Here is a 26,682-nt window from a genome sequence, read left to right on the forward strand (position 1 = left end):
CCGGCTCTCGGCAAAAAGGACCCGCAGCCGGGCATAACCATCTCCCTCCTGCTCTACCGGGATGTCCATGGGCAGTGTCTGGTAGTTGCCGTACGGCAGGGTACGACGCAGGTCGATGACCCGTCCCGAAGCACGGGCGATGGGACCGACCACGCCATAGGTGTGGGCGAGCTCCGGGCTCAGGGCGCCCATTTCCTCAATACGGTCGAGAAAACTGGAGCTGTTTTCCAGCAGACGCTCCAGTTCTCGCATGCGCCCATTCAGCGTCGGCAGGGTCTCGGCCAATAGGGTGAGCTGCGCAGGGTCCAGATCAAAGTTCAAGCCACCAAGCGTCAGCAAACCGAAGAAATAACGATGTCCGCAAAGCCGCGCGCTGAGCCGCAACAGGTCTTCGACAATTTCCTGGGCCATGGCCTTGGCCACGGACAGTGCCGTGGAGCCGGCGATTTCCGCAATATTGGCTGCGTGATGACGGATGCGTTCCAGTTCCGCGATGATCAGGCGCAGGCTCTGGGCGCGGGCGGGCACCGTGCAATCGCCTATTCGCTCTGCTGCCTGACAATAGGCCCAGGCGTGAGCGAAAGCGGAAGCCCCGGCAAAGCGTTCGGCCAGCAGCAAGGCGCGATCCGCCGTCTGCCCTTCGGCAATCTTCTCGACGCCCCGGTATTTGTAAAAGAGGCGAGTATGCAGATAGCGAATCTGCTCGCCCGGGGTCTCCAGCAGCCACAGGCCGGATTCGTTGAAATCCCCCCAGACCGGACCGATGGGGAAGATGATGGAGCCCTCCTCCTGGAGAATTTTCGGCGGCACCCAGTTTGCTCCGGAGCCATGCACGTCGGGCCGTCGACGACCATCGAAACGGTGTCGCATGGGGTCGAGGCCCTCCGGCCAGTCGTCGTCATGCAGTACAAAGTCGCCGAGGAAGGGATGCCCGCTGAAACGCAGGCCGTATAAATCCCAGGCCTCGCGCTCGTGCCAGTCAGCAGCGTGGACGGTGTCACTGATGGCGGGCAATTCCTCCCCCGGACGTACCAGAATTTTCAGTTCGATCAGGCAACCGTCTTCCGGCAGATAGAAAAGATAATGCACGGCGAGGGGGGCTTCCGCTGAGGTCTCTTCCACCAGCAGGGTGGCAAACTCCGCCCGCCAGTGGTTGACCAGTGCAGTGGTCAGGGTGACGAGTTGATCGGCCTTACAGCCGAGTTGCAGCCAGCCCGCATAAATCTCGCGTACCGTGACGTCCGTCTGCTGCTGCAACCAGTCACTGATTTTCGCACCGGCCGTCATCCGTGGACCTCCAGCAGGTATGCCGCCTGGTGTACCAGATGGGCGAGGGGCGGTGGCAGATAAAAGCCGAAAATAAAGACCGGAATAATGGCCATGGCCATGGCCGCCAGGCTAGTACGCGGCAGGCGCACCTTAGGCAGCGGTCGGCCATCGGCTGCGGTGGCGGGCTCCCCGAAGGCGATGCGCGAGGCTTGGTAGGCCAGGGCGATGAAGGCCAGCACGATGAAGGCGGTGAGCAAACCGGTGGGCAGATACTGGCCGGTGCGGAAACCCGTGTAGAGAATCTCGAACTCCGACAGAAAGAGCGCGAAGGGTGGCGCCCCGGCAATGGCCAGGGTACCGATCACCAGAGCCCAGCCCACTGCGGGTGCGCGACTGATGAGGCCGCGCACCTTGGCGATTTCCTGCGTGCCGAAGACGATCCCCGCCAGTCCCGCCGCATAAAAGCACAGCGACTTGGTAAAGCCGTGGGCGAAGAGCTGATAGACCGTGCCCTGCTCGTGGACGGCGGCGCCGATGCCACAGGCGGTCAGAATGATCCCCATGTGCTCGATGGTGGAGTAGGCAAACATCCGCTTGAAATCATGGACCTGCAAAAGCATGAAGGCGGCGCTGCCGACGGTGATGAGTCCTGCCGCCATATACCAGGCCGCCGGATCATGAACGCCGGAGTTGGATGCCAGCACCGGATAGATGCGCAAGAGCATGTAGAGGGCAGCACTGGTCTCGACGCCGGAGAGCACGGCACAGACCGAAGCCGGAGCCTGGCTGTGGGCATCGGGCAGCCAGGTATGCATGGGCACCAGCCCGGTTTTGGCGCCGAAGCCGATCAGCCAGAGGACAAAAGCGAGGAGCAACAGGGGCGCGGGTATTTGCGGAGCCGCCTTCAGCAGTCCGTCCCAGGTAGGCGGTTGGTCGACGGCGTGGGTGCCGTAATAGAGCATCAGCACGCCGAGCAACGCGATCATCGCCCCCATACTGGTCAAGACCACGTATTTCCATGCCGCTTCCAGCGCTTCGGCACGGTCCTCATAAGCCACCAGAAAGGCCGAGAATACCGTGGTCAGCTCAATGGCAATCCACATCAGAGCAAGGTTGGCGACCAGCGGCACGGCTAAAATCACCAGCGCGAAGATGTTCATCAGGGGGAAATATTCCCGGTAACGAGGCGGCGTTCCTGCGGGATGTTCCTGACGGCGTGCCCGGAGATAACCAATGGCATAGAGGGATGAGGTAAAATAAACGAAGCTCACCGGCAGCAAATAGAGCGCCCCGAGGGCATCCAGCGCAAAGAGACCATCCGTTCCGGTCAGCAGGCCGTGGCTTTCCACTTGTAGCGCCGCCAGTATGGCGAGTATCAGAGTGATTGCCGCCGCCAGCAGGGTCATATAGGGTGCGGCCCGCCGATTCAATAGGGCGAGCAGCGCCCCGACGAAGGGCATGAGCAGGATGAGTGCCGGTAGCCAGCTAGCGTTCATGGAGTGTATCCATGCCGCCCACCCGCGTGGTGCCGGTCACCCGGCGGATACTGCGAATCAGCAGGCCGATGACCAGCGCGACAATCGGTACGTCCACCGCCGCAGCAATCTCGGCAATGACCGTCAGATTGTGGACGATGGCGATGGAGCCGAAGAAAGCCCCGTTTTCCATGATCAGGAGACCCATCAACTGGGCGACACTTTCCCGGCGCAGGGCGACGGTAAAGGCGCCCCAGAGCACCATGATCAGGCCGGTGGGCAAATTTAGCAGCGCAAACGGTGTGCCATGGAGGATTGGCAGTACCGGCGCCACCGCGAACCAGCCCACCAGCGCGAGTATCGCCGCCACCAGTACCGAGGCCGAAATGCTCAGAGCCTGATCCACTTCGCGCCGCCCATAGATTTCCTCTCCGGCAGCCCAGCGCAGTACCAGCGGCACCGCGATGACCTTGGTGCTGAAGGTGATCAGCGCCACCCAGAGCAGATTGATGGCCTGCAAAGCATCGGCCAGCACCAGTGCCGAGGCCGTCAGCGCGACGGATTGCCACATGAAAAAGCGCAGGGACCCCAGCATCTGCCGGGATACCATTACCCCGAGACCGAGCACGACGAAGAGGGCGGCGATGGAGCCGTCCAGGCTGAAGGCGAGGGGGCTCACGGTGGTATTCATCAGCCAAGCCCCACCAGCCGCACGCTGACCGCGAAGAGGCAAATCACAAAGGCCACTGCGAGAAACTCGGAGATCCGGAAGAGCCGTAGTTTAGCGAGGGTGGTTTCGATGAGGGCGAGGACCATCACAAAAACCAGCAGTTTGAGGAGTACCAGACCCACTGCCGCGAGAATGGCCGTCCACTGTGTGTGTTGCGCAAGGCCCCACGGCGTCACCAGCACATTGACTAAGACCAGGGCCAGCACCATCAGTTTGGTTGTCCCGCCCCATTTCATCAGCGCCGCGCTGGTACCCGAATATTCTAGCCCTTTGGAGTGGCCGATCATGGCGATTTCCACCTTGCCTGCGGCGCTATCCACCGGAATGCGGCCCTCATCCGCGAGAATGAGCAGGAAAAAGGCGAGAATCACCAGCAAATGCGAGGGTTGCAGCATGCTGCCCCACGATGCCCCCCAAGTGGCATTCACGAAATAGGGGATGGTGCTGTTCGCCACATAGGACACGCTGAAAAACACCATGATGAACACCGGTTCGGCCAGAAAACCGACCATGTGGGTGCGGCTGGCGCCCACTGCGGCGTAGACATTGCCCGTGTCCATGCCTGCCAGCGCGACAAAAAACCCGGAAACAGCCATCAGAAAGCCCACCGCGACCATATCCCCCATGAAGGCAAAAAAGAGGGGGTAGGCAGTCAGCGCCGGAATCAGCAGCACCACAAACATCGGCATGACAAAAGCGACAATCGGCGCGAAACGGAATACCCAGGTGGACTCCTCGGAGATGACTTCATCTTTGCCGAATAGCTTCCAGATATCCCGGTAGGTCTGCCAGATGCTGGGTCCGCGTTTGCCCTGAATGATTTCTTCCAGGCGATGCAAAACGCCTTCGACCAAGGGCGCGAAAATCAGCAAAAAAGCGACCTGCGCGAGGTTTAATGCGAAATGTGTCCACAGGGCTGTCATGGGTGCCGCCTGCAGATCATGAGAAACCCACCTTGTAGCCCAGCACCGCCAGCACATCGCCAATGCCCATCAGTCCCAGCGCCCATTTCCAGCGTGCGCCTTGTACCCAGTAACCGAGCACCAGACCCACCGTCATCAGGGTGAGATTGGCAGCAAAAAGTGGCAGATAAATCCACCGCGGAAAGAGTACGGCCAGCGTCAGTGGTATCGCCGCGCCGCCGAAACTGCTGGTGGTGGCGAGGCTCGCCATAAACCAGGAATTACGCAGGGTTTGCAGGCCCAGGTCGCTTTTTTGCAGCGCATGGGCAGAAGCCATATTCAGCTGCTTCGCCATCCTGACCAGATCGCTGCGTAGTCCCGCATATTCCGCCATCCATAAGGGCAAAAAGCCCGATGCCGAGGTGATGATGCCAATGCGAAAGGCCTGCCAGACATCGATGCCGCCCGTCATCATCTTCTGGCTGGCCAGCACCAGCGCCGTGCAGGTTCCGTCGGCGAGACCGAGTACTATGGGGAATATCTCCCGGCGCGATATTTTCATTTGCTGGCCCGTCGCCGGTAATCGACCATGCGATCACCGACGACAATTTCCTCGACACCATGCACGGCAGCACCACTTTTTTCGATGGCCGCAAGCAATCCGATATAATCGATATTGTCACCTTCCACATTGATCAGTGTGCCGACCGTTTCCTGATCGACTTCTTCCACCGAAATATTAAAACCCTCCACACCGCTGACTTTTTCGATGGCCGCGGCAATATCGAACAAACTGGGCTGAGCAAAAGCCTTATCGACATCCAGTACAAGCCTTCTGATACGCATTTTATAAAGTGCTCCCTGTGATTCTAATGTAGCTGTCCCATGCGGACGGCACGTACCACCCACTCAATATCTTCGACAATATTTTCAGGTTCACAAGGTGCCCGATAATGACCAATCAACAGGCAGGGTCCAGCAGGGCCTGGGCCGGACAGCACGGAATCCTTCAAAGGCACAACATGGGCTGATCCGTTGTGGCATATCCACAGCGCTACGCCGATACGCGGGTATTCACCGGTTTTACGGACGACGCGCTCTGCCAGTGCATCCACTGACTGTTTAAGTCGAATGACCATAGTGATCTGTTTCCTTCTTTGCCAGCAGTTCTCCTGCAGCAACGCGTATTGCATGGGCTTCATGTTGCTGTAATTGCCGTAAGGCAGCGGTTTTCTCGGCGCCGTCCGGTAATTTTGCGATGGCCTCGACAACGGCCATTCCCTGCACCACATCAATAGGCCAGTTCATGGCGCATTCCGCCAACGACCCTGCGGCAGCTTCCCGGCCATGATTCTGTAGGCTGAGAATAGCCCCCATCCGTACTTCGGAATGGGGGTTTTTCAGCGCCCGGATCAAGCGGTCGTAATATGGCGTGTGGCGTTCCCAGTCCTCAATATTCCGCCCGCAGGCCGGACAAATGATCGCACCAATGGAAATCTCCGCATAACAGAGTGGGCAGTAATGATGGTTCATTCGCAACCGCAATCGGCTTGCCAGCGCAGAATATGGCCCGGTGGCACCATTTCCTGCAGGTGCGGCATCACGGCATCCACTGTCTCTGGCTCATCAAAAAACTCCAGTACCAGCGGCAAATGCACATTGAGGCGCAGAACATCGTCGGCATGCACTACCCCTTTGCTGCCAAAGCCCGCGATACCGCGAAAGGCGGTAACGCCATGCACCTTGTACTGATCGTGGAGCATGCGGAAGATTTCCTCCATGAGATTATGCCCGTCATGTTTATCGCCTTCTTTAATATAAATACGCACTACAGATACCGTAGTCATGCTTCACCTCTCAGATGCTGCGGGAAACCCAGGCCCCGACAAAAGCGGCACCGACGCACAGAAACAGCGATGTAAACATATAGAGCAGGCCCTTGATGGCCTCGCCATTCTCAAAAAGCACCAGCGTTTCGAGGGAGAATGTCGAAAAGGTGGTGTAAGCACCCAGTCCGCCGGTGAGTATTCCGGTGCGTAATTCAGGGCTTACCGAAATACGTTCCAAGGTCTCAAAAAACAGGAAGCCCATGATAAAACAGCCCAGCACATTAATGCTCAGGGTTGCCCAGGGAAAACCGCGGCCGAACACCGTCTGCACCAGCAAGGTCTGTCCATAACGCGCCCAGGCGCCGAGTACGGCGAACAGGGCAATGAAGCCGAAAGTGGCGAACATCTTTACTCCTTCACACTACAAATAAAAGACGCTGGCAAAAACAACGATCAACAATATCCCGATATAAGCGAGATAGGCATTGAGCGAACCATTCTGTAAAACTAGACCGATCCGGTCGCTGAGCTGCTGTACCAGGCGTACCATCGGGCGGAATAACCAGGGTCCAAAGACGGGGGCCTGACTGTAATTAAAGTGCACCTCATGAACGAAATAATGGCGGTCCGTATGGCTTTTTTCGGTATGGGTGCTGGGCCGGTACACAAAGCTGTAAAATTCCCGCAGTGCATTGGAAAAAGCCAGCGCGGTCACCGCATTTTCCGCCGGTATCCGGCGCAGGCCGTGACCCCATACGGGTACCCGGCGGCGGCCGTGACTGCGCTGGCTCCAGCCCAGCAAACCCAGGGGAATCAGCGCCAGTACAAGCCCCATGAGCAGTAGCAAAGGTGGCGAAATAAAGGCGAAATGAGGGGTCAATGGCACCAGTATCGGGCCGCGCACCATGGCGGCCACGGCGGTGGGAACGGCGGGCCAGCCGTCCCGGACCAGCGCCGCTAATGTCCATGGCAGCGCCACGGCATAGGCCAGCACCAAAAGACCCAGACCCAGAAGCGGCCAGCGGCCCGTGACTTCGGCTGGATTTTCCTCCCGTCCGAGCAGACCGATGCCGAAGACTTTGACCATCGTCGCCAGGGCAATGGCGGCGGTCAGGGCCAGACCGGCACCGCCCAGCGCCAGGATCACCCGCGCGGCAGAGGAAGTCAGATGGAAATCCTGAAACACGGTTTGAAAGAGATACCATTCACTGGCAAAGCCCGCCATGGGTGGCATGGCGGCGAGACTCATGGCCCCGAACAGCGCGCCGATGCCCAAGGTCCAAGGGGCGAGGGCCAGTACCCGACTTTGCGCGATCTGATAATTGCCGCGCACCGCCGCCACCCGGTCGGCGCTCAGCATCATCGCGCCTTTGGCCAGACTATGGCCGCCGAGATGAATCAGGCCTACCGTCCAGGCCAGAGTCGTCAGCATGGACAGGCCGTCGGCCCGAAAGAGGGAGGCGGCACCCAGCGCGACCACCGCCAGCCCCGCATTTTCCGCTGTGGAAAAGGCCAGCAGGCGCCGCCAGTCTTCCTGTTGAAAGGCGTAGAGAATAGCGAGGATGGCGGATACCGTCCCCAGGGACACCAGCAAAATGCCCACCCCGGTGGCGGCACCGACCGGCAACCAGTCGAGCATGGCCCGTCCCAGGGCAAAATACGCGACGTTCAGCACAATGCCGGAAAGCAGCGCCCCCGAAGCACCGCTGCCACTCCCGTAAGCACCCGGATACCATTCATAAAAGGGCAGAATACCGAGTTTGGCGCCGAAGCCGATAATGAACAGGACCGCCACCCCGAAGGCCGCCGTGCCATAAGTGGACCAGCTCGCCGCCCAGCCGACAAACTGCGTATCGCTCGCGCCGAGCAGCGCCAGACAGAGCAACAGCGCCACCGCGCCAATTTCCAGCAGGGCCAGCATATAGAGACTGGCCTGCCCGCCGCGTTGAGTTTCCTGCAGGCCGTCGGCGAGGAGCATGACCGCCCCGCCGAAACTCAAAAACTCCCAGGCAATCAGAAAAGAGACACCCTCCTGCAAACCGGCAACGCCGAGACTGCCGAGTAAGGCAACGGCTGCGCCGGCCATCCAGATGGTGGGGTTTTTGGCGCGACTGGGGGAGAGAAAGGCCGCCAGCGCTGCCAGTCCACCCCAGAACAGCAGCCAGGCCGCAGCGGGCTGGAGTTGCCAGGTCACGGCAATATCGCCCAGCGACCACAGCGCACCGGTCGCCGAACCGTCCGGCAAGCAGGAGGCGCTGCCAATCAGTGTCGCCAGTGTACCCACAATCAGGGTGATCCGCGCCAGCCAGCCCTGCCGCAGCACACCGAGGGCAATGGTCAGAACCAGGAGCAGAGCAGCGATGCAAAAACTATCCAGCACCATAATGGCCTCCCTGAACCTGTTGCGGCATCCGTTCCAGCAGCAGGAGCAGCGCATGGATGAGGGCTGCGGGATTGGGCGGGCAGCCCGGCAGCCAGACATCCACCGGCAAAAGTTCATTCAGTCCATGGCCACCCGCGTAGCCACCGTCCATGGGCGCACCAGAGACCGCGCAGGTGCCCGTCGCGAGCACCAGGCGCGGTTCCGGCATCGCCTCCCAGGTGGCCAGCAGCGGTTCGCGCATGGGCGCCGTTACCGGACCCGTCACCATGAGTAAATCCGCAAAGCGCGGCGATGGGGTAAAAAATATGCCCAACCGATGGAGGTTGTAGAACGGATTGTCGAGGGCGCTGATTTCGGACTCGCAGCCATTGCAGGAGCCCGCATCCACATGACGAATGTGCAGGCTGCGGCGCAGGCTCCGTGCCACCCGCTTGCCCACTTGCTGTCCTTCGGGGCCATCCAGTGCCGCAGTCCAGATCAGGTCTTCGCGCCGCCGCACGCCGAAGGCCCAGTCATAAGAGCTGGTCATCGCCCCTTCTGGACAATCCTCCACGCAACGCTGACAGACGATGCAGCGCCCGTAATCGACCACCGCTGTGCCGTTGGCGACGGTGATAGCGCCCGTGGGGCAGGCGGCGGCGCAAGTATTGCAGTCGCTGCGACAGGCAGCCGGGTCCCAGCGCGGCATGCCCAGCACGCCCTCCTGCCCGTCGGGACCGCGCTGCGGCCAGCGGGTCGCGGCTTTACCCGCTTTTAATCCTGTCCAGGTCCATACCGGCATTTTGTCCTCCTAACGGTCGCAACCGGCGATGGTGAGGCCGAAACTGGCCTCATTGATGGCGTAGTCCATCATGTTGGTGCCATGCACCGTGAGCGGGAACACCCGCCAGTTGGAAAATGAGGGTGATTTGATCTTCACTCGTTCGAGACGGCCATCGCGGATCCGCACGCTGTAATACAGCGAGCCGCGCGGCGTTTCCGTCCAGCCCAGGCCTTCCTGCTGTCCCTGTGGCACGGTGTATTCAGCGCGCACCGGACCCGCCTTGAGGCGTCCGGAGGCCTGCATCAGCAGGGCGATAGCCTCGCGCAGGGAATCCGCGCGAACCTCGCTGCGGGCCATGGCGTCGCCCTTTTCGCGCACCGGCACATTAAAGCGCAGGTGACTGTAGGCGGCGTAGGGATGGTCGCGGCGCAGGTCCCGGTCGAGGCCGGAGGCACGGGCCACCGGCCCGGTAGCCCCCTGATCAAAGGCGGCTTCCTTCGATAAAATTCCGGTGCCCATCAGGCGGTCGAGATGGCTGGCGGTTTGGTGCAAGCGGGTCAGATAGGCTTCACCTTCGTCGATGATATTTTCCAGCACACTCGCCAGGTGCTCCGCCTGGAGGTCGCGGCGCAGCCCGCCCACAGTCAGCAGGCTGCGCAGGAATCGCGACCCGGTCAATTGCGCGGCCACCTGCTTCACCCGTTCTTCCAGCAGAAAACCCGTCGCCGAGCCTACTTTCAGCGTCGTCGTCTTCGCCAGCAGGCCAAAATAGTGGAAGTGATTGTAGAGGCGCTCCAACTCCGCAAGAATCACCCGCAGCAGTTGTGCCCGCGCGGGTACTTCGATACTCCAGGCGGACTCCACGGCCTGACAATAGGCCAGGGCATGGCCGACGCTGCCGACGCCCGACACCCGCTCCGCCAGAAAAACGGCCGCCTCGGCACGCTGACCGGCAAAGCGTGCTTCCATCCCGCGATGTTTGAAAAACAGCCGGGGATGGTAGTGGAGAATCGCTTCGCCGATGTAAGAGAAGTGAAACTCCCCGGTCTCTACCACGTCGGCCCGTATTGGCCCCCAATAGAGGTCTTGTACCTGGTCTCCCCGCACTTCCGGCATGGTGGGTGGTGCATACGCACCGCTCAGATGGCCTTCCGGTCCCTCCCGCCCCAGCGCTGGGCGGGGCAGCGAAAATCCTTCGTGAATCACCAGGGGATAGGGCTCTGGATGCCCCGTAAAGTGCAGACCACCGAGATCCTGCATCTCCCGCTCATACCAGCCGAGCAGGGGGACGACGGCGGCCAGGGACGGCAAGGTTTCGTCCGTACGCAACTCCAACAGCAGAAAAGGTACCCGGTTGCCTTGGCTGATCAGATAGCGCACGACACAGACACCCTCCTCCCAGTCATGCCAGGCCATCTGAAAGCGCATCCCGGCGGCTATGCAGTCGGTGGCGACCGCCGTGAGCTCCGCTGCCGATATCTGGCGCCGTTCGCAATCGTTATAGGTCATGGCCGCACTCATGGTTGCACCCGAAAAGCCTGCTGAAAGAAATGCCACAGTCCTTCCGGCCACCACAGTCCAAGCACCAGAATCGGTACAAAGGCCAGCCACATGGGCAGGGTATTCCAGACGGACAGCCTGAGGGTTGGGACCGCGCCGGGCTCCGGTTCCGGCCCCCAGATCATGCGCCGGAAGTGGTTCATGAAGGCAATAAAAATAAGGATCAGCAGAGTCGCCATCACCCACACGGCCCACGGATTGGCGCTCAGGATACCGCCGCGCAGAATCGTGATTTCCGAGAGGAAGAGCCCGAAAGGCGGTGCTCCAGTAATCGCCACAGCCCCCAGCAGCCAGAGCGCGCCACTGACCGGGTAATAACGCAATACCCGTCGCATCTGGCTCATGGACTTGGTGCCATAGGCGCGCATCATGTTGCCAGCGCCGAAAAACATCATGGATTTGGTCAGGGAATGGTTGATCATGTGATACATAGCCCCGGCGAAGGCCAGGGGACCGCCGAAACCGAAGCCGATGGCCAGCACCCCCATGTGTTCCAGGGAGGAATAGGCGAGCATGCGCTTGGCGCCATCCTGCCGGACGATGAACATTCCGGCGATGAAGAGTGAAATGACGCCCAGCACCAGCAGTGCCGTATGCCCCATTACGCTATAACCACCGCTATCGACGATGGACAGAAACCGGTAAATGCCGAGCAGGGCGATATTCAGCAATGACCCGGAAAGCATGGCGGAAACCGGCGCCGGGCCTTCGCTGTGGGCATCGGGCAGCCAGGTGTGCATGGGTGCCAGACCCACCTTGGTGCCGAAGCCCACCAGGGTGAGCAGAAAGGCGAGAAAGAGCAGCGTCTCCGGCACATGCGGCGCCACTTCCCGCAGATTAGCCCAGGTCAGGGCATAGGTCGGTCCTAAGGTAAAGGTGCCACCCCAGTAGAAGAGAATGATGCCGAGCAGCGCCAACGCCAGACCCGCGGAAACGATGATCAGATATTTCCACGCCGCCTCGATACATTCTGCCTCGCGCTCGAAGCCCACCAGAAAGGCACTGACGATGGTGGTGAAGTCGATGGCAATCCAGAAAATGCCGGGGTTATTCATCAGCGGCGCGATCAGCATGGTCAGGGCAAAACTCGCCTGCAAGGCATAATACTTATGGAGCCGGGGTTTTTCTTCCGGCAGCAGGCGCATGTAGCCAATGGCATAAATGGATGCCAGCAGATAGACCAGACCTACGCAAAACAGTACCCAGGCCCCCAGCGGGGTGAGCAGGATCAACTGGGCGCCGGTCACCAGCGTCTTGTCGGGCACCGCCACCAGCATCGTCAGGGTGAGTCCGAAAACTACGATGGAGTTGCCGAAGTTGATGTACTCCGCCCAGTGTGGACGGCGGATCGCCAGCATCAGCAGGATGGCCACTGCGGGTATGATCCACAGTGCTGCGATGAGTGCGTCGAAATTCACCATCTCAGCCCACCAGCTTTTGCAGGCCGCGACTGCTGGTGGTTCCGGCGTGTACTTTGAGGAGGCGCACCAGCATGCCGAAGGCAAAGACAATGATCAGCAGATCGAAGATGATCACCAGCTCCAGGAGGTCCGGCATGCCAGGTACCAGAATCTGCGAGCCGAGAAAAATGCCATTCTCAATCACCAGCAGCCCCAGAATATGGCTGATGGCCTCGGAGCGCAGGATCATCATCAAAAAGCCGATGAGCTTGAGGCTGAACATGCAGGTCAGGGCCAGCACCGCGATATTGTCGGTCAGGTGTAGCGCCACTCCCAGTTGCCTTGCGACTTCATAGGAAAAAATCACCAGCGCCGCGCCGAGGACCATGCTGGAGGAAGGCTTGAGCAGCGGGGTGAACTCGCGTTGGATATCCAGCCGGTTGACCAGCCGCAGCACCAGATAAGGGAGCATGGTCCCGCGAAAAATCGCCGTCAGAACAGCGATGAGGTAGAGTTCCGGATAATGCCCGTAATAGCCGATGGAGGCGGAAATGGCCGCGATGGTCCAGGATTCCGCCGCAAAAGCATAAACATGATTCTTCAGCCAATGGGATGCCAGCATCACGAAGGACAGCACCAGCGCCAGAATCGCCAGCAGACTGAACAGGGAAGCGGCCAGGGGACCCAGATGAAAGATCAGCATCGCACCCTCCTAAAGCTGGTCAGCCACGATGGCCAGCACGGCAAAGAGAAAGGACAGCGCCAGCGGCTCCTGATAACGGTAGAAGCGTAGTCGCGACTGCAGCGTGTCCACGGCCACCATCACCAGCCCCACCGCGCCATATTTGGCCAGTATGATAAGCAAGGCGAGCAGCACCGAACCCAGGCTGCCCGTCGTGGACAATCCCCACGGAAAGAAAAAGACGTTGAGAAAAATGGTGTAGAGCAAAAACTGCTTCATCCAGCTTGCCCACTTCAGCAGGGCCAGCAATGGCCCGGAATACTCCAGAATCCGCGCCTCGTCGATCATGTAAATCTCGTAAGGGATGGTGGAGTGGATGGGCAGGCGGTCCGTTTCCACCGTCAGCAGGATGAAAAAAGCGAAGATCAGAAAGATATGCGCCGGGCTCCAGTAGGCTACCGGATGCTGCGCCAGCAGGTGATTGGCGACGAAGGGCAGCATGGAGTGATCGAGAAAAGTGATACCCACGAAGACCAGGATCAGGGTCGGTTCGGCGAGGATGGCGAGCATCACCGCGCGGCTGGAACCCAGTCCACCGAAGGGCTGACCCGTATCCAGCCCGGCCAGCAGGATGAAAAAGCCACCAAGGGTCAGGATGAGTCCGCCACCGAGGATATCCCCCATATCGGACAGGGGCAGGGGGAAATTGGTCAGCACCGGAATCAGCATCGGCACGATGAGCATGGTGGTAAAAGCCACCACCGGCGCCCAGAAAAACACCCAGGACGCAGATTCCGGTATCAGCAGAGTTTTGTGGAAAAGTTTCCAGAGATCCCGATAGGGCTGGAAAATGGAAGGACCCTGTCCGCGCTGAACGCGCTCTTCCATGGTGACCATGAAGCCGTGCAAGAGCGGTGATAACAAAAGCACCGTCAAGACTTGTCCACTCTGCAAGACGATATCGCCGAGCATGCCTTCCCCTTTATATGGTTTCTACAACTCTCTACCGCCCGACCTTGCGATCAGGATCAGTAGCAGTCATTAGCCTATAAAGGCGGTTATTGGGTGGACTTCATCACCGCTATGGTCAGTTCATGGTAGTAAGGTGCGATGATGAGGTCAAGACCTTTCCGCCAGTTTTTTGCGCGCGGCGATCCGCAGCAGGGCGATCTTTTCGTGATTGTAGACTTCGTATCGTATCATGATGGTCTGCTGCCGATAGGCGGCGGGCACAGCGGCGCGAACGGCATGAACAGCGCTGGCCGGACAAACCAGATAAAGCGGCTCCGGGCCGAGGACTGCGGGTAATTTCGTCAACGCCTGCAGATGACGGATGGGCATGTTGCCGCGTCCGGCATAGAACAGAAAATTCGGCTGAAACCACCGCCAGGAGGCGAGACGGTAGGGCTGTGGGCCTTGCAGAGCAGCAATCTGTTGCCCCATCGCCCGTGCGGGTTTCACGGTGTTAAAGGGCGGGGTGATAACGAAAACCAGCAGCGCCGCCAGCACGACGCTGCCGGTGCCCAGCGTTACCCAGGCAAGGACCCAGCGCTGGCGCCAGAGCAGGGCCAGGGCGATACCCGCCGTCAGCATATAAGGCACACCGATCTCCACCATGTCGGGCAAGTGCGGCACGCGCAAAGGCACCACCCAGGCGGCGAAGACGCTCAGCGCCAATCCAATGAGGAACAGCACCCCGAGGGAGACCGCCATTCCCCAGCGCGCGGGCTGCGTGGCATTCACCCGGACTTTCTCAAAATAAGCGGCCAGCAGAATGAAGAGCGGCGGATAGGCTTCCCAGACATAATTGGGAAGCTTGGTTGCGGACAGGGTAAAAAAGCCGATCCACGTCGCCGCCCAGACCAGCAGAAAAAGCGTCTTCGGCTGACTGCGTAAAAAGCGCTGGCGGGAAAGCCAGAGATTCCGAAAAGCCTGCGGCAAAAAAATCGACCAGGGCAGCATTCCGAGAAAGGTGCTGATCGGATAATACACCCAGGGGCCGCGGTGCCCCTGCATGCTGTCATCAAAGCGACCGATGTTCTGCTTGAAGATGAAGGCGCGATCCCAGGCCCAGTGGGTTTCGACGCCCACGGCCAGATACCAGGGCAGCATGATGACCAGAAAAAGCGGTATTCCCCAGTCCAGCCGACCTTCCCGCCAGAGAAAGGACAGCTCCCGGCGCAGCAGCAAAAACAGCACGATAATCAGGCCTGGCAGCAGGAATCCGATGGGGCCTTTATCCAGGGTGGCGAAGGCCATGGCGGCATAGGCGATGAGCAGTTCGCGGCTGCGGATATCCGGGAACAGGTATCCGCGCAGATAACTCAGCAGGGCAATGGTGACCGTCAGAATGAGGAGGGGGTCCGGTGTGGCGCCGCGGAAAATCACCGTGCTGTGCAGCGCCGTGGCCGTCAGCAGGCCGCCGATTAACGCAATATTTTCACCATACAGACGCCGCAAGGCCATAATCAGATAAAGGATCAGCAAGGCCCCGACGACGGCGGAACCCATCCGTAAACCCCAGGAGTTCAAGCCCAGCACCTTGACGCCGGTCCACATGAGCCAGTAATTGAGTGCGGGTTTGTCGGGCATCAGCCGCGCATTGAACGTCGGGACCACCAAATTGTGCTGGGCAATCTGGTCCTTCAGCGACTGGGCATAGATGGGCTCGTCAATGTTCCAAAGACTGGTATTGCCAACACCACAGCCGAAGAACAGCAGTGCCAGCAGAAAAACCGCGAATACCTTCAGTCCAAAGAATCGGCTGGCAGCACTATTCCGGGAGAACATGGTCAGCTCCTGGTGAGGTTACACTGGCTTCGTATAAATCGCTAAGCATCGCGATGCTTCATATTGTCGCGCTTCCCACAAGTCGTAGCCCACCTGCATGCGCAACCAGAACCCGGCATCTATCCCCAGCGCTGTTTCAAGACGCAATGCCATATCAGCGCTTACACCAGAGCGCCCGTTCAAGGGCGCCGATAGTGTTTGCCTGGTTACGTTCAAGGCGTTAGCGGCATCCGTGACGCTCATACCTTCCGGCAGATACTCGCGTAGTACTTTGCCGGGATGCGCGGGATTGTGCATTTCGCTCATGATATCATTCCTAGTGGTAATCCAGATAATCGACCAGCTCCGCCCTGTTCAGCGACCGCTGAACAGGGTAGCACACGAAGGCGGGGCTGTGTTGCGGCGATGTGCATGGATCTTTACTTATGAATTCAATTTCAGAAATTGAGGGTTACCATGAGCAACCTGAACCCCTCGAAAACCGAACGAATTGATGTCCGCGCCAGCAGTTCCGCAGCGCCATATTCGGCTGGTTTACGGCAGACTTGACGCGCAAGCGCTTTCCAGAGTCCAATTCCAGCCTCATGGTACTGAAGCGACGGGGTGGCGGCGTATGGGCGGTTCTGATGGGTGACATCATGAAATCTGCAGCGTCACCACAGGTGCATTTTCGCTGGCCGCAATGGGTGCCTTATACGCTCGTCTTAGGCGACATGATGGCACTTTTGACGGCCTTTTATTTCGGCCGTCTTTCCCACGCCTTCTTTTACCATCTGAATCCCGGTTGGGTGTTGCTCCACTGGTGGGGAAACTTTGCGCAAATCAACCTGCTTGTTTTCTTTGTGCTGTCGACATTGGGCATTATGGCCTTTGCCTTTAAGGGGCATTACTCCCGGCGCAAGGCCTTCTGGGACGAGATGGGTGAAATGCTGGGGGTGTTCATCCTCTTGCTGGCGTTGAATGCGGCCATCGCCTTTTCCGGTAAATGGCAACTGTCACGGCTATGGCTCTTTTCCACCTGGGTGCTGGTCCTGGGACTCTTACCCGTGACGCGATGGCTGCTGCGCCGGACCTTGCAGCGCCTGGGTGCCTGGATGCGGCCGGTAGTAGTCATCGGTTGTGGGCAAAACGCCGCCGAGGCCATCCGCGCCCTGAACAGCGAGCCCATGCTGGGTTATTCCGTAGAACGGGTGCTGGTGCCGGGGGGGAGCAATCCGGCCGCCGGGCGCTTTCCCACCCATGCGTCCATAGAGCCCCTGGGAGAGGATCCTTTGGCTACCTTGGCCGCTTTGGGCAAACCCCATGTGGTGCTGGCGCTGGATATGGATCAGTGGGAGGCCCAGGAACGGCTGGTGCGCTCCCTGGGCCTCAGCTATCCCAACCTCACCATCGCTCCTCCCCTGCGCGGTCTGCCACTCTTCGGTCTGGAGGTGATGCACTTCTTCAGTCACGAGGTGCTGATGCTGCGGGTGCGGGACAACCTGGCCCAGCTTGGCCCGCGTATCACCAAGCGACTTTTCGATCTGATTGCCGCTTCGCTGCTCATCGTGTTCTTGTCGCCGCTGCTCCTTTACATCGCCTGGCGCATTCGCAGGGAGGATGGCGGGCGTGCATTGTATGCTCAGGAACGTATCGGTCGTAACGGCAAGCTATTTGGTTGCTTCAAGTTCAGAAGCATGGTGATGGATGCGGACGATCGTCTGAAACAATATCTGCACAGTCGCCCCGATTTGGCTGCGGAGTATGAAAGAAATTTCAAGCTCCGCAATGATCCCCGGGTGACCCGAATCGGGAAGTTTTTGCGGCGCGGCAGCCTGGATGAGTTGCCCCAGCTCTTCAATGTACTGCGTGGCGATATGAGCCTGGTGGGTCCCCGCCCTTTATTGGAGCGGGAGATTGACCGTTACGGCGCCAATATTTGCCTTTATCATTTGGTTTATCCGGGTATTACCGGCTTATGGCAGGTCAGCGGGCGATCGGAGACCACCTTTGACGAACGCGCCTATCTCGACGCCTGGTATGTGAAGAATTGGACACTCTGGTACGACATCGTCATCCTGCTGCGCACCGTCAAGGTGGTTTTGCGGCGGGAAGGGGCTTATTGAAGACATCCCCGCTTGTGCGTACCGCATTGCTATTATCTCCGGCTACAGGCTACAATTCCGTAAATTTTTGCGGGGGTTGAAAACATGCGTGCTGATCTTCTGAAAGTGGTTGTTGCTGTAGCCGGGGCGCTGACGCTGGCGGGTTGTGCTCATAATGTGGGGAGCGGGGCACCCACTAGCGCCAGTGCGGTGGCTCCCGCTCACTCTGCGGCCACGGCCGGTTATGCCGGTGAAGGCATCAATGGCCAGAACCTTAATGCCAACGGCCCCATCGGCGGGGGCAGCAGTGGCCTGACTGCCGCTGAACTGGCCGCTTTGCCGCAGCATTTGCGGGTACATTTTGGCTTTAACAGTGACTCAATGGATGCACACGCCCAGCAGATTGCCACCCAGAATGCGCAGTTCATGGTCGCCCACTCCCATATCCGGGTCCGTCTGGAGGGGAATACCGATGATCGCGGTACCCAGGAGTACAATCTGGCCCTCGGCGAGAAGCGGGCCGAGACCGTGAAACAGTTCCTGGAATCCCAGGGCGTCAGTGCGGCGCGGATCAGCACCGTCAGTTTTGGCAAGGACAATCCCTTGTGCACCACGAACGACTCTGCCTGCTGGGCAAAAAATCGCCGCGTGGACTTCGTTTACAGCGGTGGCTATAACGGCTGAACGCCAAGGAGAGTGTGCTGATGAAACGCTGGCATCTTTTTCCCGTCCTTTCCTTACTATGCCTGAGTCCTTTCGCTCAGGCCGAGTCAACCGGCGAGAAAGTGCTGCAGTTGCAACAGCAAATGGCGGTCATGCAGGGCGAGCTGAGCAGCCTGGTGGCGGTTCAGCAGGCCAACAAAGGCAGTCAGAGCGCACTGGCTGACTTGCTCGGACGCACCCAGCGTCTGGAACAGGAAGTCCGCGATCTGCGCGGCGAACTGGACACCAAAACCCATGCTCTGCAGACTCGGCAGCAGGCATTGGCCGCAAAACTGGCGGATCTGACTGCTGCTGCCACCGCCGTCACGGCCAGTGCCAGCAGCACGGCTATCACCGCCAGCAGTGCAGCGCTTATCAATCCCGCCGCAATCGTTGCCAGCGCCGCAAGCAATGCTTCGGCGCCCACAATCCAGAGCTTGGGGCAGACGGATTACCAGAAGGCTTTTGATTGGTTGCGTCAAGGCAAGTACGGCTCCGCCGTCACTGGTCTGCAAGGGTTTATTCAGAAATATCCGCAGAGCAGCCTGATACCCGACGCCTACTACTGGCTCGGACAAGCACAGTATGTGCTGGGCCAAAATGACGCGGCCCTGAAGAGTCTCTACACCGTGCAGACGCGTTTCTCCCAAAGCAGCAAGGCGCCGGAAGCCATGTTGCGGATGGCGGAAATCTATCAGGCCATCGGCCAGTCCGGCAAAGCCCGCGTCGTCCTCGACAGGATCATCAGGCAATATCCGAGCACGCCATCGGCACAGAAGGCCGAGGCGCAGTTGCAGGCATTGCCCGCCAAAAAGTGATGGAGGGGCGGCTCCGCATCACGGAAATTTTCCACAGCCTGCAAGGGGAAACCCGCAGTGTCGGGCGCCCCGCGACTTTTGTGCGTCTCACGGGCTGCCCCTTGCGTTGCCATTACTGCGATACGGCCTACGCGTTTCATGGCGGGGAATGGCAGCAAATTGCCGGGATTCTGGAAGCCGTTCGCGCTGGTGGTAATCGCTTGGTGGTGGTGACGGGTGGCGAACCGCTGGCACAGGCCGATGTGCTACCGCTGCTGACGCAGCTTTGCGACGCGGGCTATGAAGTCTTTCTGGAAACCAGCGGCGCCCTTTCGCTGGCGGGGGTAGATGCCCGGGTGGTGAAGGTGCTCGACCTTAAAAGCCCAGACTCCGGGGAGTGCGAACGCAATCTCTGGCAAAATCTGCCCTTACTTAACCCGCAGGACCAGATTAAATTTGTGCTTTGCAGTCGCGCCGATTATGACTGGGCCAAAGATGTACTCGTGCGGGAAGCACTGGCGGAGCGCTGTGAAATACTCTTTTCTCCCAGCCATGGGGCGCTTGCCTTGCGCGATCTCGCCGAATGGATACTCGCTGACCATCTGCCGGTACGCTTGCAGATTCAGTTGCACAAACTGATCTGGGGCGACCTGCCCGGACACTGACCATGCCAATGCCTGCCATACCTGCCATCGTACTCCTCTCCGGCGGACTGGATTCTGCCACCGTGCTGGCGCTCATGCGCCGGGATGGCTTTGCGGTCCACGCCATCTCTTTTGATTATGGGCAACGCCATAAGGAAGAATTGCACTACGCGGGACTGCTGGCACAGGCCATGGGCGCCGCCAGCCATCGGGTGGTTCATATTGACCTGGCGGCCTTTGGTGGCTCCGCACTCACCGACCCGGAAATCAGCGTCCCCGAGACCGGACCGACGCCGGGCATACCCATCACTTATGTACCGGCGCGCAACACCGTTTTTCTGGCGCTGGCGCTGGCGCTGGCAGAAGTGCTGCGAGCCAGAGATATTTTTCTGGGAGTGAACAGTCAGGATTACAGTGGTTATCCTGACTGTCGTCCTGAATTCGTACAGGCTTTTGAGGCACTGGCGCAGGTGGCCACCCGCCTCGGCGACGAAGCCCGTGGACCGCGTATCCACGCCCCCCTGCAATTTCTCAACAAGAGCGAGATTATTCGTCTCGGCAGCAGTTTGGGTGTTGATTACGGAATGACCCGCTCCTGCTACCAGCTCGATGCCGAAGGCCGGTCCTGTGGCCGCTGTGACAGTTGCCGTCTGCGCCGGGAAGGCTTCCAAAAGGCAGGGATTGCCGATCCCACGCCTTATCAGGATTCCTGAGTATCGGCCCCCCGTCACCGGTCCCTGTTAATGGGACCAGGCCGGTTGGCTGTCCTCTCCTGCGTTGCTGTGCAGTATGGCCATGGTCTTGCCGTCCAGGCTGACTTCGGCAAGGACCTTGTGCCTGCCGCGGTGGGTACCGTAGAGGATCATCTGGCCATTGCCGGCGAAGCTCGGATGGTCGCAATTGCCCTGGGCATCCAGCACGCGAACGTCGCTGCCATCCGGCTTCATTACCGCGAGGGCATAGACGCCATCGGTGCGGTGGATGAAGGCAATGGCATTGCCGGTAGGTGAATAGACCGGGCTGGCATTGTAGCCGCCGTCATAGCTCAGGCGATGCACGCCACCACCACTCGCGTTCATCTCATAGATTTGTGGTCCACCGGCGCGGTCGGAGACAAAGATGACCTGACTGCCGTCCGGCGACCAGGTCGGGGAAGTATTGATGGCGTCATCGTTGGTGAGCCTACGGCGCTGTCCGGTGCGCAGATTCGCCACGTAGAGTTCCGTATGACCACCGGAGGAACGGGCATATGCCAATTCTTCGCCATTGGGCGAAAAAGCCGGAGCACTGACAATTTCGCCACCGGGAGCGATGGACTGACGCTGTCCGGTAGCCAGATCCTGAATATAGATGATGGCTCGGGAATCGGCATAGGTCACGTAGGCCAGGCGGTGATTATCCGGCGACCAGACTGGTGAAAACACCGGCATAACCCCGCGCACAATGGGGTGCGGATTCCAGCCATCGGATTCAGCCACCAGCAGTTCGTAGTTTTCGCCCGTCTGCCGGACATAGGCGATGCGACTGGCAAAGGGGCCGGGTTTGCCGGTAAAGGCCTTATAGATGACATCCGCGACGTGATGCGCGGTCATGTGCAATTCAGCGGCGGAGCAGGTGAAACGTTTGGCGGTGAGTTCCTGCCCCGTGCTGACATTGTAGACGTAGACGTTGACCACATAGCCGCCGTTCAGCGGCTCCACAGAACCCACGGCAAGACCGGTGGCGCCTACCGTTGTCCAGTCGGCCGCCTTCACGCCGCTGGGAGCGCGGGGATCACCGGGGTAGCCCGCCGGGTCAATGACCCGGAACAAACCACTGTGGCGCAGGTCATTGCGGACCACATCGGCAACGGATGGCTGTCCGGCTATGCCTGGACCAAAGGAGGGAATGGCGATAGGCAGAGCCGAGGCCACATTCTTGGTGATTTCCACCGTGAGCGCTGCCTGGGCGGGAAGAACGAAGGCCCATGCCAGCAGAAAAATGGCCAGGGTCCAGAGGCGTTTATTAGCCATGATTGAGATCCTCCGCATTGAATTTGAGATCGACATTTTTGTACAGGGAATAGGAAAGACCGATAGGCGGGGCAAACGGCGCCGCCTGCTCTACAGCAGAAATCACTGCCCGATCGAAATGTGGGTTGCCACTGGACCGGACAACCACAGGTTGCCCAACAATCTGCCCTTGTGGACTCAGTTGAATCTGCACAACACAGGATAATGCCGCCGAAAAGTGGGTGTCCCATGCATTATACGCTTGGGTACGAATTTCCTGTGCAAAGAGCCCTATCAGACGCTGATTTTCTGCTGCCTGCTGGGCATGAGCCGCCGCCATATTGGCCTCGGCCTGTAGCTTGGCCCTGGCGGCTATCTGCTGCTGCAGCGCCTTGGCCCGTGCGGCTTCAGCGGCTTTGGCCTGCTGCTCGACGAGTTGCTGCTTCAGCGCAGCCGCGCGCTGTGCGGCTGCCGCTTTTTGAGCGGCCTGTTTTTCGGCAGCGCGTTTTTCGGCCACTTTTTGTGCAGCAGCCTTTTCCGCGGCAGCTGTGGCGGCTGCCCGTTGTGCGGCTTTCTCATGCGCAGCGCGTGCCGCCAACTTCTCGGCCCGCTTTTCGGCGGCCTGTTTGGCGGCGGTGATCTGTGCGGCTTTCTGCTTTGCCACCTTCTCTTGTGCCGCCTTTTCGGCGGCAATCCGGGTGGCGCTGGGCGGGGGTGGCGTCGCCGATTTTGGTACCGGCACGGGCTTCGGAGCGGGCGCGGGTACAGGTTTCGGCGCAGGGACTGGCTTGGCTACCGGTGCCGCAACCGGTGGCATGCCGCTACTCAGTTGTGCCTGCATCGGGGTATCCCCGGTGCTGCTAGGCACGTTCATGTGAAAACTCCAGAACAAGGCCACCAGTATCGCGCCGTTGAGCGCAATAGCCAGCACCAGCGGCCAGATCCGTTTGCGTTCTTTCAATGTCCCTCCTGGCGGGTCAGCAGGCCGACATGGGAAATGCCCGCCTCCTGCAAACGCGCCATGACCGCCATGACCTTGCCGTAATCCACATGCGCATCACCGCCCACCAGCACTTGCACCTGATCATGGCTAGCGGCAGCAATATGCCGCACCGTCGTTGCGAGGTCATCCAGGGCAACGGCGCGGTGGCTCTGCTTGTACTGCATCGAGATACCACCCTGCCTGGTCACCGAAATTAGTACCGGCGGTGTTTTATCCGATACCGGTTTGGTCACGCCCTTGGGCAGGTTGACATTCACCCCCTGGGTCAGCAGCGGTGCGGAAAGCATGAATATCACCAGCAGCACGAGGGTCACGTCGATGTAGGGGACGACGTTCATCTCCGCCATAAGACGCCGTCGTTTCATGGCTTCGTCTCAGGCCCCTGCCGATGCAGGATGTTGGTGAATTCGTCCATGAAAACCTCATACTGTGCATCGAGATTGTCCAGTTGATGGACATAGCGATTGTAGGCGGCGGTCGCCGGGATCGCCGCGAAAAGGCCTGCCGCCGTAGCGATAAGTGCCTCTGCGACAGGGGGCGCCACCGTCGCCAGAGTGGCCTGCCCCGCAACGCCGATAGCCATGAAAGCCGTCATGATGCCCCAGACGGTGCCGAGGAGGCCGATAAAGGGGCTCACAGAGGATACGGAGGCGAGGAAAGCCAGATTGTTTTCCAGGCGTCCCACTTCGCGCATCTGGGCAACCCGCATGGCGCGCCGTGCGGCATCCAGGGCGTCACTGGGACGGATTTTATTGCGCTGGCGCTGAAATTCTTCATAACCGGCGCAGAAAATGCTGCCCGCGCCCGTCTCCAGGTTGCTGTTTCCGGAAACGTGCTGATAGATCTGGCTCATCTCACCACCGCTCCAGAAGCGCTTCTCGAAGCGTGCCAGGGCCTTGTGTGCGCTGGCAAAGACGGCGAACTTCTGGAAGATGATCGTCCAGGAAGCAACGGACGCGATGAGTAATATGACGAGAATGACCTGTACGACCCCGCTGGCGTGCATCACCAGATGGGTCATGGAGAGGGACTGGGCGGTATTGGCGATGGTATGGGGATCCATAAAATCTCACGGCTGAACAGAAAGAGGAATGGCCTGCAATAATGCCGCAGGGATAACGTGGGGACGAAAACCAGCGGCATCGAGGCAGACCACTTCCACCTCTCCACTACAGAGCATCCTGTCCCCAACAGAAACGATTTGCCGAAAATCCATGCGCACGGGGCTCTTGTTCACGACCCTGGTTCCCACCCGGAGCAGGTCATTGAAGCGGGCCGGAGCGCGGAAGTCCAGGCGGGCGCGGCGTACCGCAAAAATGATTCCTGCATCCTGCTCCAGTACATCCAGTTCATAACCCCGCTCGCGCAGCATTTCGGTGCGGGCGCGCTCCATGAAGCGTAAGTAGTTGGCATGGTACACCACCCCGCCATGATCCGTATCTTCATAATAAACGCGAACGTGGAAAGTGCTGATGGGATCATTAGCCAGCATCGAAAAGCCCCCCGGGCTCCTTGGGGGCCGTCAGGCCGAGGGCGAGATAGCTGAGTTCCGTTGCGCAGCGTCCGCGCGGGGTGCGAATCAGATAACCGCGCTGAATCAGAAAGGGTTCCAGCACATCTTCGATGGTGCCGCGTTCTTCGCCAATGGCCGCCGCCAGACTTTCCACCCCTACCGGCCCGCCCGCAAAGCGCGCTATGACGGCCTGGAGCAACTTGCGATCCTGGCCATCAAAACCGTGCTGGTCCACCTCCATGAGGGTCAGGGCGGCCTGCGCCGTCGCCATGTCAATTTCGCCATTACCCCGTACCTGGGCGTAGTCCCGCACCCGGCGCAGCAGGCGGTTGGCGATGCGCGGCGTGCCCCGCGCGCGCCGGGCGATTTCCTGCGCGCCCTCCAGGGCTTGAGGAGTGCCAAGAATCTGGGCGGAACGGGTGACGATCTGCGTCAACTCGGCATCACTGTAGAATTCCAGATGAAAACTGATGCCGAAGCGATCTCTTAACGGCGAGGTCAGCAGCCCGGCACGGGTGGTGGCACCAATCAGGGTGAAGGGTGGCAGGCTGATTTTGATGGAGCGCGCCGCAGGTCCTTCGCCGATGAGAATGTCGAGTTCGTAGTCTTCCAGCGCTGGGTAGAGGATTTCTTCCACCACCGGACTGAGGCGGTGAATCTCGTCGACAAAGAGCACGTCGTGGGGCTGGAGGTTGGTGAGGATGGCGGCCAGATCACCTGGCTTGTCGAGCACTGGGCCAGAAGTGACCTTGAGGCCCGCACCCATCTCCTGGGCGATGATATGGGCCAGGGTGGTTTTGCCGAGGCCGGGTGGCCCGAAGAGCAGCACGTGATCCAGTGCTTCGCTGCGACCTTTGGCCGCGTCAATATACAGACCCAGAGATTCGCGCAGTTTGGCTTGTCCGAGGTACTCCGCCAGCCGCCGCGGACGCAGGGCATGATCCACCGCATCATTGTGGGCTTCCTGGGGGGCGAGAGGGCCTCTATCCATCATTCTGGTCTGACCATTGGCGCGCTGGTGGGTTCCAAAAAATCAATGACGTGACAAATTTTGCAGCGACTGCCGGATAAGGTCTTCCAAACCCAGACCTTCCGCCAGACCGGCTATGGCCTGGCTCGCCTGCGCAGGCTTATAACCTAAAGTCAGCAGTGCTGCAATGGCTTCCTGTCGGGGGTCGCTGCCAGCGGTGCTGCCCACCGGTCCCGGCGCGATGCCACCCATCTTGTCACGCAGTTCCACCACCAGCCGTTCAGCGGTTTTCGGGCCGATACCGGGGATGGCGGTGAGTTGCGCGGTGTTGCCCTCGGCCACGGCCTGACTGAGCCGCTCCGCAGACAGACCGGAAAGGCAGGCCAGCGCCACCTTGCCGCCGATACCGTTGACCCGGATCAGCAGGCGAAAGGTATCACGCTCCGCTATGGTCATGAAACCATAGAGTAAATGGGCATCTTCGCGAATGGTGAGGTGGGTGTAGACGGTCAGTGCTGCACCCTCGGCGGGCATCTGATAAAAGCCGGACAGGGGCATCTCCAGTTCATAGCCGACCCCTTGCACGTTGAGCCAGAGCCAGGGCGGACGCCGCTGCAAGATGGTGCCGGTAAGCGAGGTGATCATGACGGATGGTCCCTTCGGTCGTGACGCGGTTCAGCGGCTGGCAGCCAGCTGCCAGCGTTGCCGGGTGCTGGCATGGTGGGCATGACAAATGGCACAAGCCAAGGCATCGGCAGCATCGGCCTGCGGGTTTTCGCTCAGTTTGAGGAGCCAGCGGACCATGCTTTGTACCTGCTCCTTGGCCGCATGGCCACCACCGACGGCGGCTTTTTTGATCTGCAGTGCCGTGTATTCATGTACGGGCAACCCGGCTTCCAGCAAGGCGACGAGGGCTGCACCGCGCGCCTGCCCCAGCTTGAGGGCAGAGTCGGCATTGCGCGCCATGAACACCTGCTCAATGGCCGCCACATTCGGCTGAGTGTCGCCAATGACCTGTTTCAGTTCGTGATAGATGGCGCCAATGCGTTCCAGAAAGGGCTGCCCGGACACATTCAGACAACCATGGGTGATATGCCGGAGTTGGCCAGACGCGTCGGACTCAATAATGCCGTAGCCAGTGCGCAAAGAACCGGGATCAATACCGATGATCCGCACCGCCGCCTTGGGCAGGGAT

30 protein-coding genes and 1 riboswitch are annotated in these 26,682 nt (G+C 59.7%); of the genes, 5 read left to right on the forward strand and 25 right to left on the reverse strand.

Features of this window, described 5'->3' with window-relative positions; all coding sequences use genetic code 11:
* The 17 genes from M7F93_RS04680 to M7F93_RS04760 all read right to left on the reverse strand — a co-directional run.
* Positions 1-1,287 (reverse strand): hydrogenase large subunit (locus tag M7F93_RS04680; RefSeq protein ID WP_298169848.1); only part of this gene is annotated, 1,287 nt, incomplete at its 3' end.
* Positions 1,284-2,765, reverse strand: coding sequence for a proton-conducting transporter transmembrane domain-containing protein (locus tag M7F93_RS04685; RefSeq protein WP_298169851.1), 1,482 nt, complete (start codon positions 2,763-2,765; stop codon positions 1,284-1,286). The genes M7F93_RS04680 and M7F93_RS04685, both read right to left, overlap by 4 nt.
* On the reverse strand, positions 2,755-3,435 hold the full coding sequence (locus M7F93_RS04690; RefSeq protein WP_215877108.1) for a hypothetical protein: 681 nt from the start codon (positions 3,433-3,435) through the stop codon (positions 2,755-2,757). Before M7F93_RS04690 ends, M7F93_RS04685 begins: the two co-directional genes overlap by 11 nt.
* Positions 3,435-4,397 carry a respiratory chain complex I subunit 1 family protein gene (locus tag M7F93_RS04695; protein WP_215877109.1) on the reverse strand — a complete coding sequence of 321 codons (963 nt, stop codon included), beginning with the start codon at positions 4,395-4,397 and terminating at the stop codon, positions 3,435-3,437. The genes M7F93_RS04690 and M7F93_RS04695 overlap by 1 nt, the downstream gene beginning before the upstream one ends.
* A 16-nt stretch (positions 4,398-4,413) precedes the next feature.
* Positions 4,414-4,938, reverse strand: coding sequence for a hypothetical protein (locus M7F93_RS04700; RefSeq protein WP_215877110.1), 525 nt, complete (start codon positions 4,936-4,938; stop codon positions 4,414-4,416).
* Positions 4,935-5,222, reverse strand: coding sequence for a DUF211 domain-containing protein (locus M7F93_RS04705; RefSeq protein ID WP_035195653.1), 288 nt, complete (start codon positions 5,220-5,222; stop codon positions 4,935-4,937). The genes M7F93_RS04700 and M7F93_RS04705 overlap by 4 nt, the downstream gene beginning before the upstream one ends.
* A 276-nt stretch (positions 5,223-5,498) precedes the next feature.
* Positions 5,499-5,909, reverse strand: a complete 411-nt coding sequence (locus M7F93_RS04710) for a HEAT repeat domain-containing protein (RefSeq protein ID WP_215877111.1) — start codon at positions 5,907-5,909, stop codon at positions 5,499-5,501.
* Entirely contained in the window at positions 5,906-6,223 is a 318-nt protein-coding gene (locus M7F93_RS04715) for a DUF190 domain-containing protein (protein WP_215877112.1), read from the reverse strand. Before M7F93_RS04715 ends, M7F93_RS04710 begins: the two co-directional genes overlap by 4 nt.
* 10 nt (positions 6,224-6,233) lie before the next feature.
* Positions 6,234-6,611, reverse strand: coding sequence for a fluoride efflux transporter CrcB (gene crcB, locus M7F93_RS04720; RefSeq protein ID WP_035194680.1), 378 nt, complete (start codon positions 6,609-6,611; stop codon positions 6,234-6,236).
* Positions 6,612-6,626: 15 nt separating this feature from the next.
* On the reverse strand, positions 6,627-8,588 hold the full coding sequence (locus M7F93_RS04725) for a proton-conducting transporter transmembrane domain-containing protein (protein ID WP_226840658.1): 1,962 nt from the start codon (positions 8,586-8,588) through the stop codon (positions 6,627-6,629).
* Complete coding sequence (locus M7F93_RS04730; protein WP_298169878.1) at positions 8,575-9,369, reverse strand: NADH-quinone oxidoreductase subunit B family protein; 795 nt, start codon at positions 9,367-9,369, stop codon at positions 8,575-8,577. Before M7F93_RS04730 ends, M7F93_RS04725 begins: the two co-directional genes overlap by 14 nt.
* Positions 9,370-9,378: 9 nt before the next feature.
* Positions 9,379-10,860 (reverse strand): hydrogenase large subunit, encoded by a 1,482-nt coding sequence (locus tag M7F93_RS04735; protein ID WP_298169881.1) that lies wholly within the window; start codon positions 10,858-10,860, stop codon positions 9,379-9,381.
* Between the two features lie 8 nt (positions 10,861-10,868).
* Positions 10,869-12,332 carry a proton-conducting transporter transmembrane domain-containing protein gene (locus M7F93_RS04740; protein WP_226840660.1) on the reverse strand — a complete coding sequence of 488 codons (1,464 nt, stop codon included), beginning with the start codon at positions 12,330-12,332 and terminating at the stop codon, positions 10,869-10,871.
* A 1-nt stretch (position 12,333) separates the two neighbouring features.
* Positions 12,334-13,014, reverse strand: a complete 681-nt coding sequence (locus M7F93_RS04745; RefSeq protein WP_215877114.1) for a hydrogenase — start codon at positions 13,012-13,014, stop codon at positions 12,334-12,336.
* Positions 13,015-13,023: 9 nt separating this feature from the next.
* Positions 13,024-13,965 carry a respiratory chain complex I subunit 1 family protein gene (locus tag M7F93_RS04750; protein WP_298169888.1) on the reverse strand — a complete coding sequence of 314 codons (942 nt, stop codon included), beginning with the start codon at positions 13,963-13,965 and terminating at the stop codon, positions 13,024-13,026.
* Positions 13,966-14,018: 53 nt separating this feature from the next.
* Positions 14,019-14,082, reverse strand: a riboswitch (Fluoride riboswitch).
* Between the two features lie 30 nt (positions 14,083-14,112).
* Entirely contained in the window at positions 14,113-15,783 is a 1,671-nt protein-coding gene (locus M7F93_RS04755; protein ID WP_298169891.1) for an ArnT family glycosyltransferase, read from the reverse strand.
* A gap of 18 nt (positions 15,784-15,801) precedes the next feature.
* On the reverse strand, positions 15,802-16,089 hold the full coding sequence (locus M7F93_RS04760) for a HigA family addiction module antitoxin (protein ID WP_298169894.1): 288 nt from the start codon (positions 16,087-16,089) through the stop codon (positions 15,802-15,804).
* A gap of 332 nt (positions 16,090-16,421) precedes the next feature.
* Here M7F93_RS04760 and wbaP point away from each other — a divergent pair, with 332 nt between their 5' ends.
* The 5 genes from wbaP to queC all read left to right on the forward strand — a co-directional run bounded on the left by wbaP (position 16,422) and on the right by queC (position 20,723).
* The gene (gene wbaP, locus M7F93_RS04765; RefSeq protein WP_298169897.1) at positions 16,422-17,888 is read left to right on the forward strand and encodes an undecaprenyl-phosphate galactose phosphotransferase WbaP; all 1,467 of its coding nucleotides are present in this window, start codon (positions 16,422-16,424) and stop codon (positions 17,886-17,888) included.
* Between the two features lie 84 nt (positions 17,889-17,972).
* Positions 17,973-18,551, forward strand: coding sequence for a peptidoglycan-associated lipoprotein Pal (gene pal, locus M7F93_RS04770; RefSeq protein ID WP_298169900.1), 579 nt, complete (start codon positions 17,973-17,975; stop codon positions 18,549-18,551).
* A gap of 20 nt (positions 18,552-18,571) precedes the next feature.
* Positions 18,572-19,387, forward strand: a complete 816-nt coding sequence (gene ybgF, locus M7F93_RS04775) for a tol-pal system protein YbgF (RefSeq protein WP_298169903.1) — start codon at positions 18,572-18,574, stop codon at positions 19,385-19,387.
* A complete protein-coding gene (gene queE / locus M7F93_RS04780; RefSeq protein WP_298169906.1) occupies positions 19,387-20,031 on the forward strand; it encodes a 7-carboxy-7-deazaguanine synthase QueE in 645 nt (214 codons plus the stop codon). The genes ybgF and queE overlap by 1 nt, the downstream gene beginning before the upstream one ends.
* Positions 20,032-20,033: 2 nt before the next feature.
* The gene (gene queC / locus M7F93_RS04785; protein ID WP_298169909.1) at positions 20,034-20,723 is read left to right on the forward strand and encodes a 7-cyano-7-deazaguanine synthase QueC; all 690 of its coding nucleotides are present in this window, start codon (positions 20,034-20,036) and stop codon (positions 20,721-20,723) included.
* Between the two features lie 27 nt (positions 20,724-20,750).
* Here the strand turns inward: queC and tolB are convergent, their stop codons facing one another.
* From tolB to ruvC, 8 genes are read right to left on the reverse strand one after another with little or no spacing between them, the layout of a single operon-like run.
* The gene (tolB, locus tag M7F93_RS04790) at positions 20,751-22,022 is read right to left on the reverse strand and encodes a Tol-Pal system beta propeller repeat protein TolB (protein WP_298169913.1); all 1,272 of its coding nucleotides are present in this window, start codon (positions 22,020-22,022) and stop codon (positions 20,751-20,753) included.
* Positions 22,015-22,962, reverse strand: coding sequence for a cell envelope integrity protein TolA (tolA, locus tag M7F93_RS04795; RefSeq protein WP_298169916.1), 948 nt, complete (start codon positions 22,960-22,962; stop codon positions 22,015-22,017). Before tolA ends, tolB begins: the two co-directional genes overlap by 8 nt.
* Positions 22,959-23,369 carry a protein TolR gene (gene tolR / locus M7F93_RS04800; protein ID WP_298169919.1) on the reverse strand — a complete coding sequence of 137 codons (411 nt, stop codon included), beginning with the start codon at positions 23,367-23,369 and terminating at the stop codon, positions 22,959-22,961. Before tolR ends, tolA begins: the two co-directional genes overlap by 4 nt.
* The gene (gene tolQ / locus M7F93_RS04805) at positions 23,366-24,067 is read right to left on the reverse strand and encodes a protein TolQ (RefSeq protein ID WP_298169922.1); all 702 of its coding nucleotides are present in this window, start codon (positions 24,065-24,067) and stop codon (positions 23,366-23,368) included. Before tolQ ends, tolR begins: the two co-directional genes overlap by 4 nt.
* A 6-nt stretch (positions 24,068-24,073) precedes the next feature.
* A complete protein-coding gene (gene ybgC, locus M7F93_RS04810) occupies positions 24,074-24,496 on the reverse strand; it encodes a tol-pal system-associated acyl-CoA thioesterase (RefSeq protein WP_298169925.1) in 423 nt (140 codons plus the stop codon).
* Entirely contained in the window at positions 24,486-25,511 is a 1,026-nt protein-coding gene (gene ruvB, locus M7F93_RS04815; RefSeq protein ID WP_298169928.1) for a Holliday junction branch migration DNA helicase RuvB, read from the reverse strand. Before ruvB ends, ybgC begins: the two co-directional genes overlap by 11 nt.
* Positions 25,512-25,550: 39 nt before the next feature.
* Positions 25,551-26,132 (reverse strand): Holliday junction branch migration protein RuvA, encoded by a 582-nt coding sequence (gene ruvA / locus M7F93_RS04820; protein WP_298169931.1) that lies wholly within the window; start codon positions 26,130-26,132, stop codon positions 25,551-25,553.
* A 30-nt stretch (positions 26,133-26,162) separates the two neighbouring features.
* Positions 26,163-26,663, reverse strand: a complete 501-nt coding sequence (ruvC, locus tag M7F93_RS04825; protein ID WP_463670955.1) for a crossover junction endodeoxyribonuclease RuvC — start codon at positions 26,661-26,663, stop codon at positions 26,163-26,165.
* Positions 26,664-26,682: the final 19 nt, after the last annotated feature.

The sequence above is a fragment of the Acidithiobacillus sp. genome, assembly GCF_027322205.1.
Classification (GTDB): Bacteria; Pseudomonadota; Gammaproteobacteria; order Acidithiobacillales; family Acidithiobacillaceae; genus Acidithiobacillus.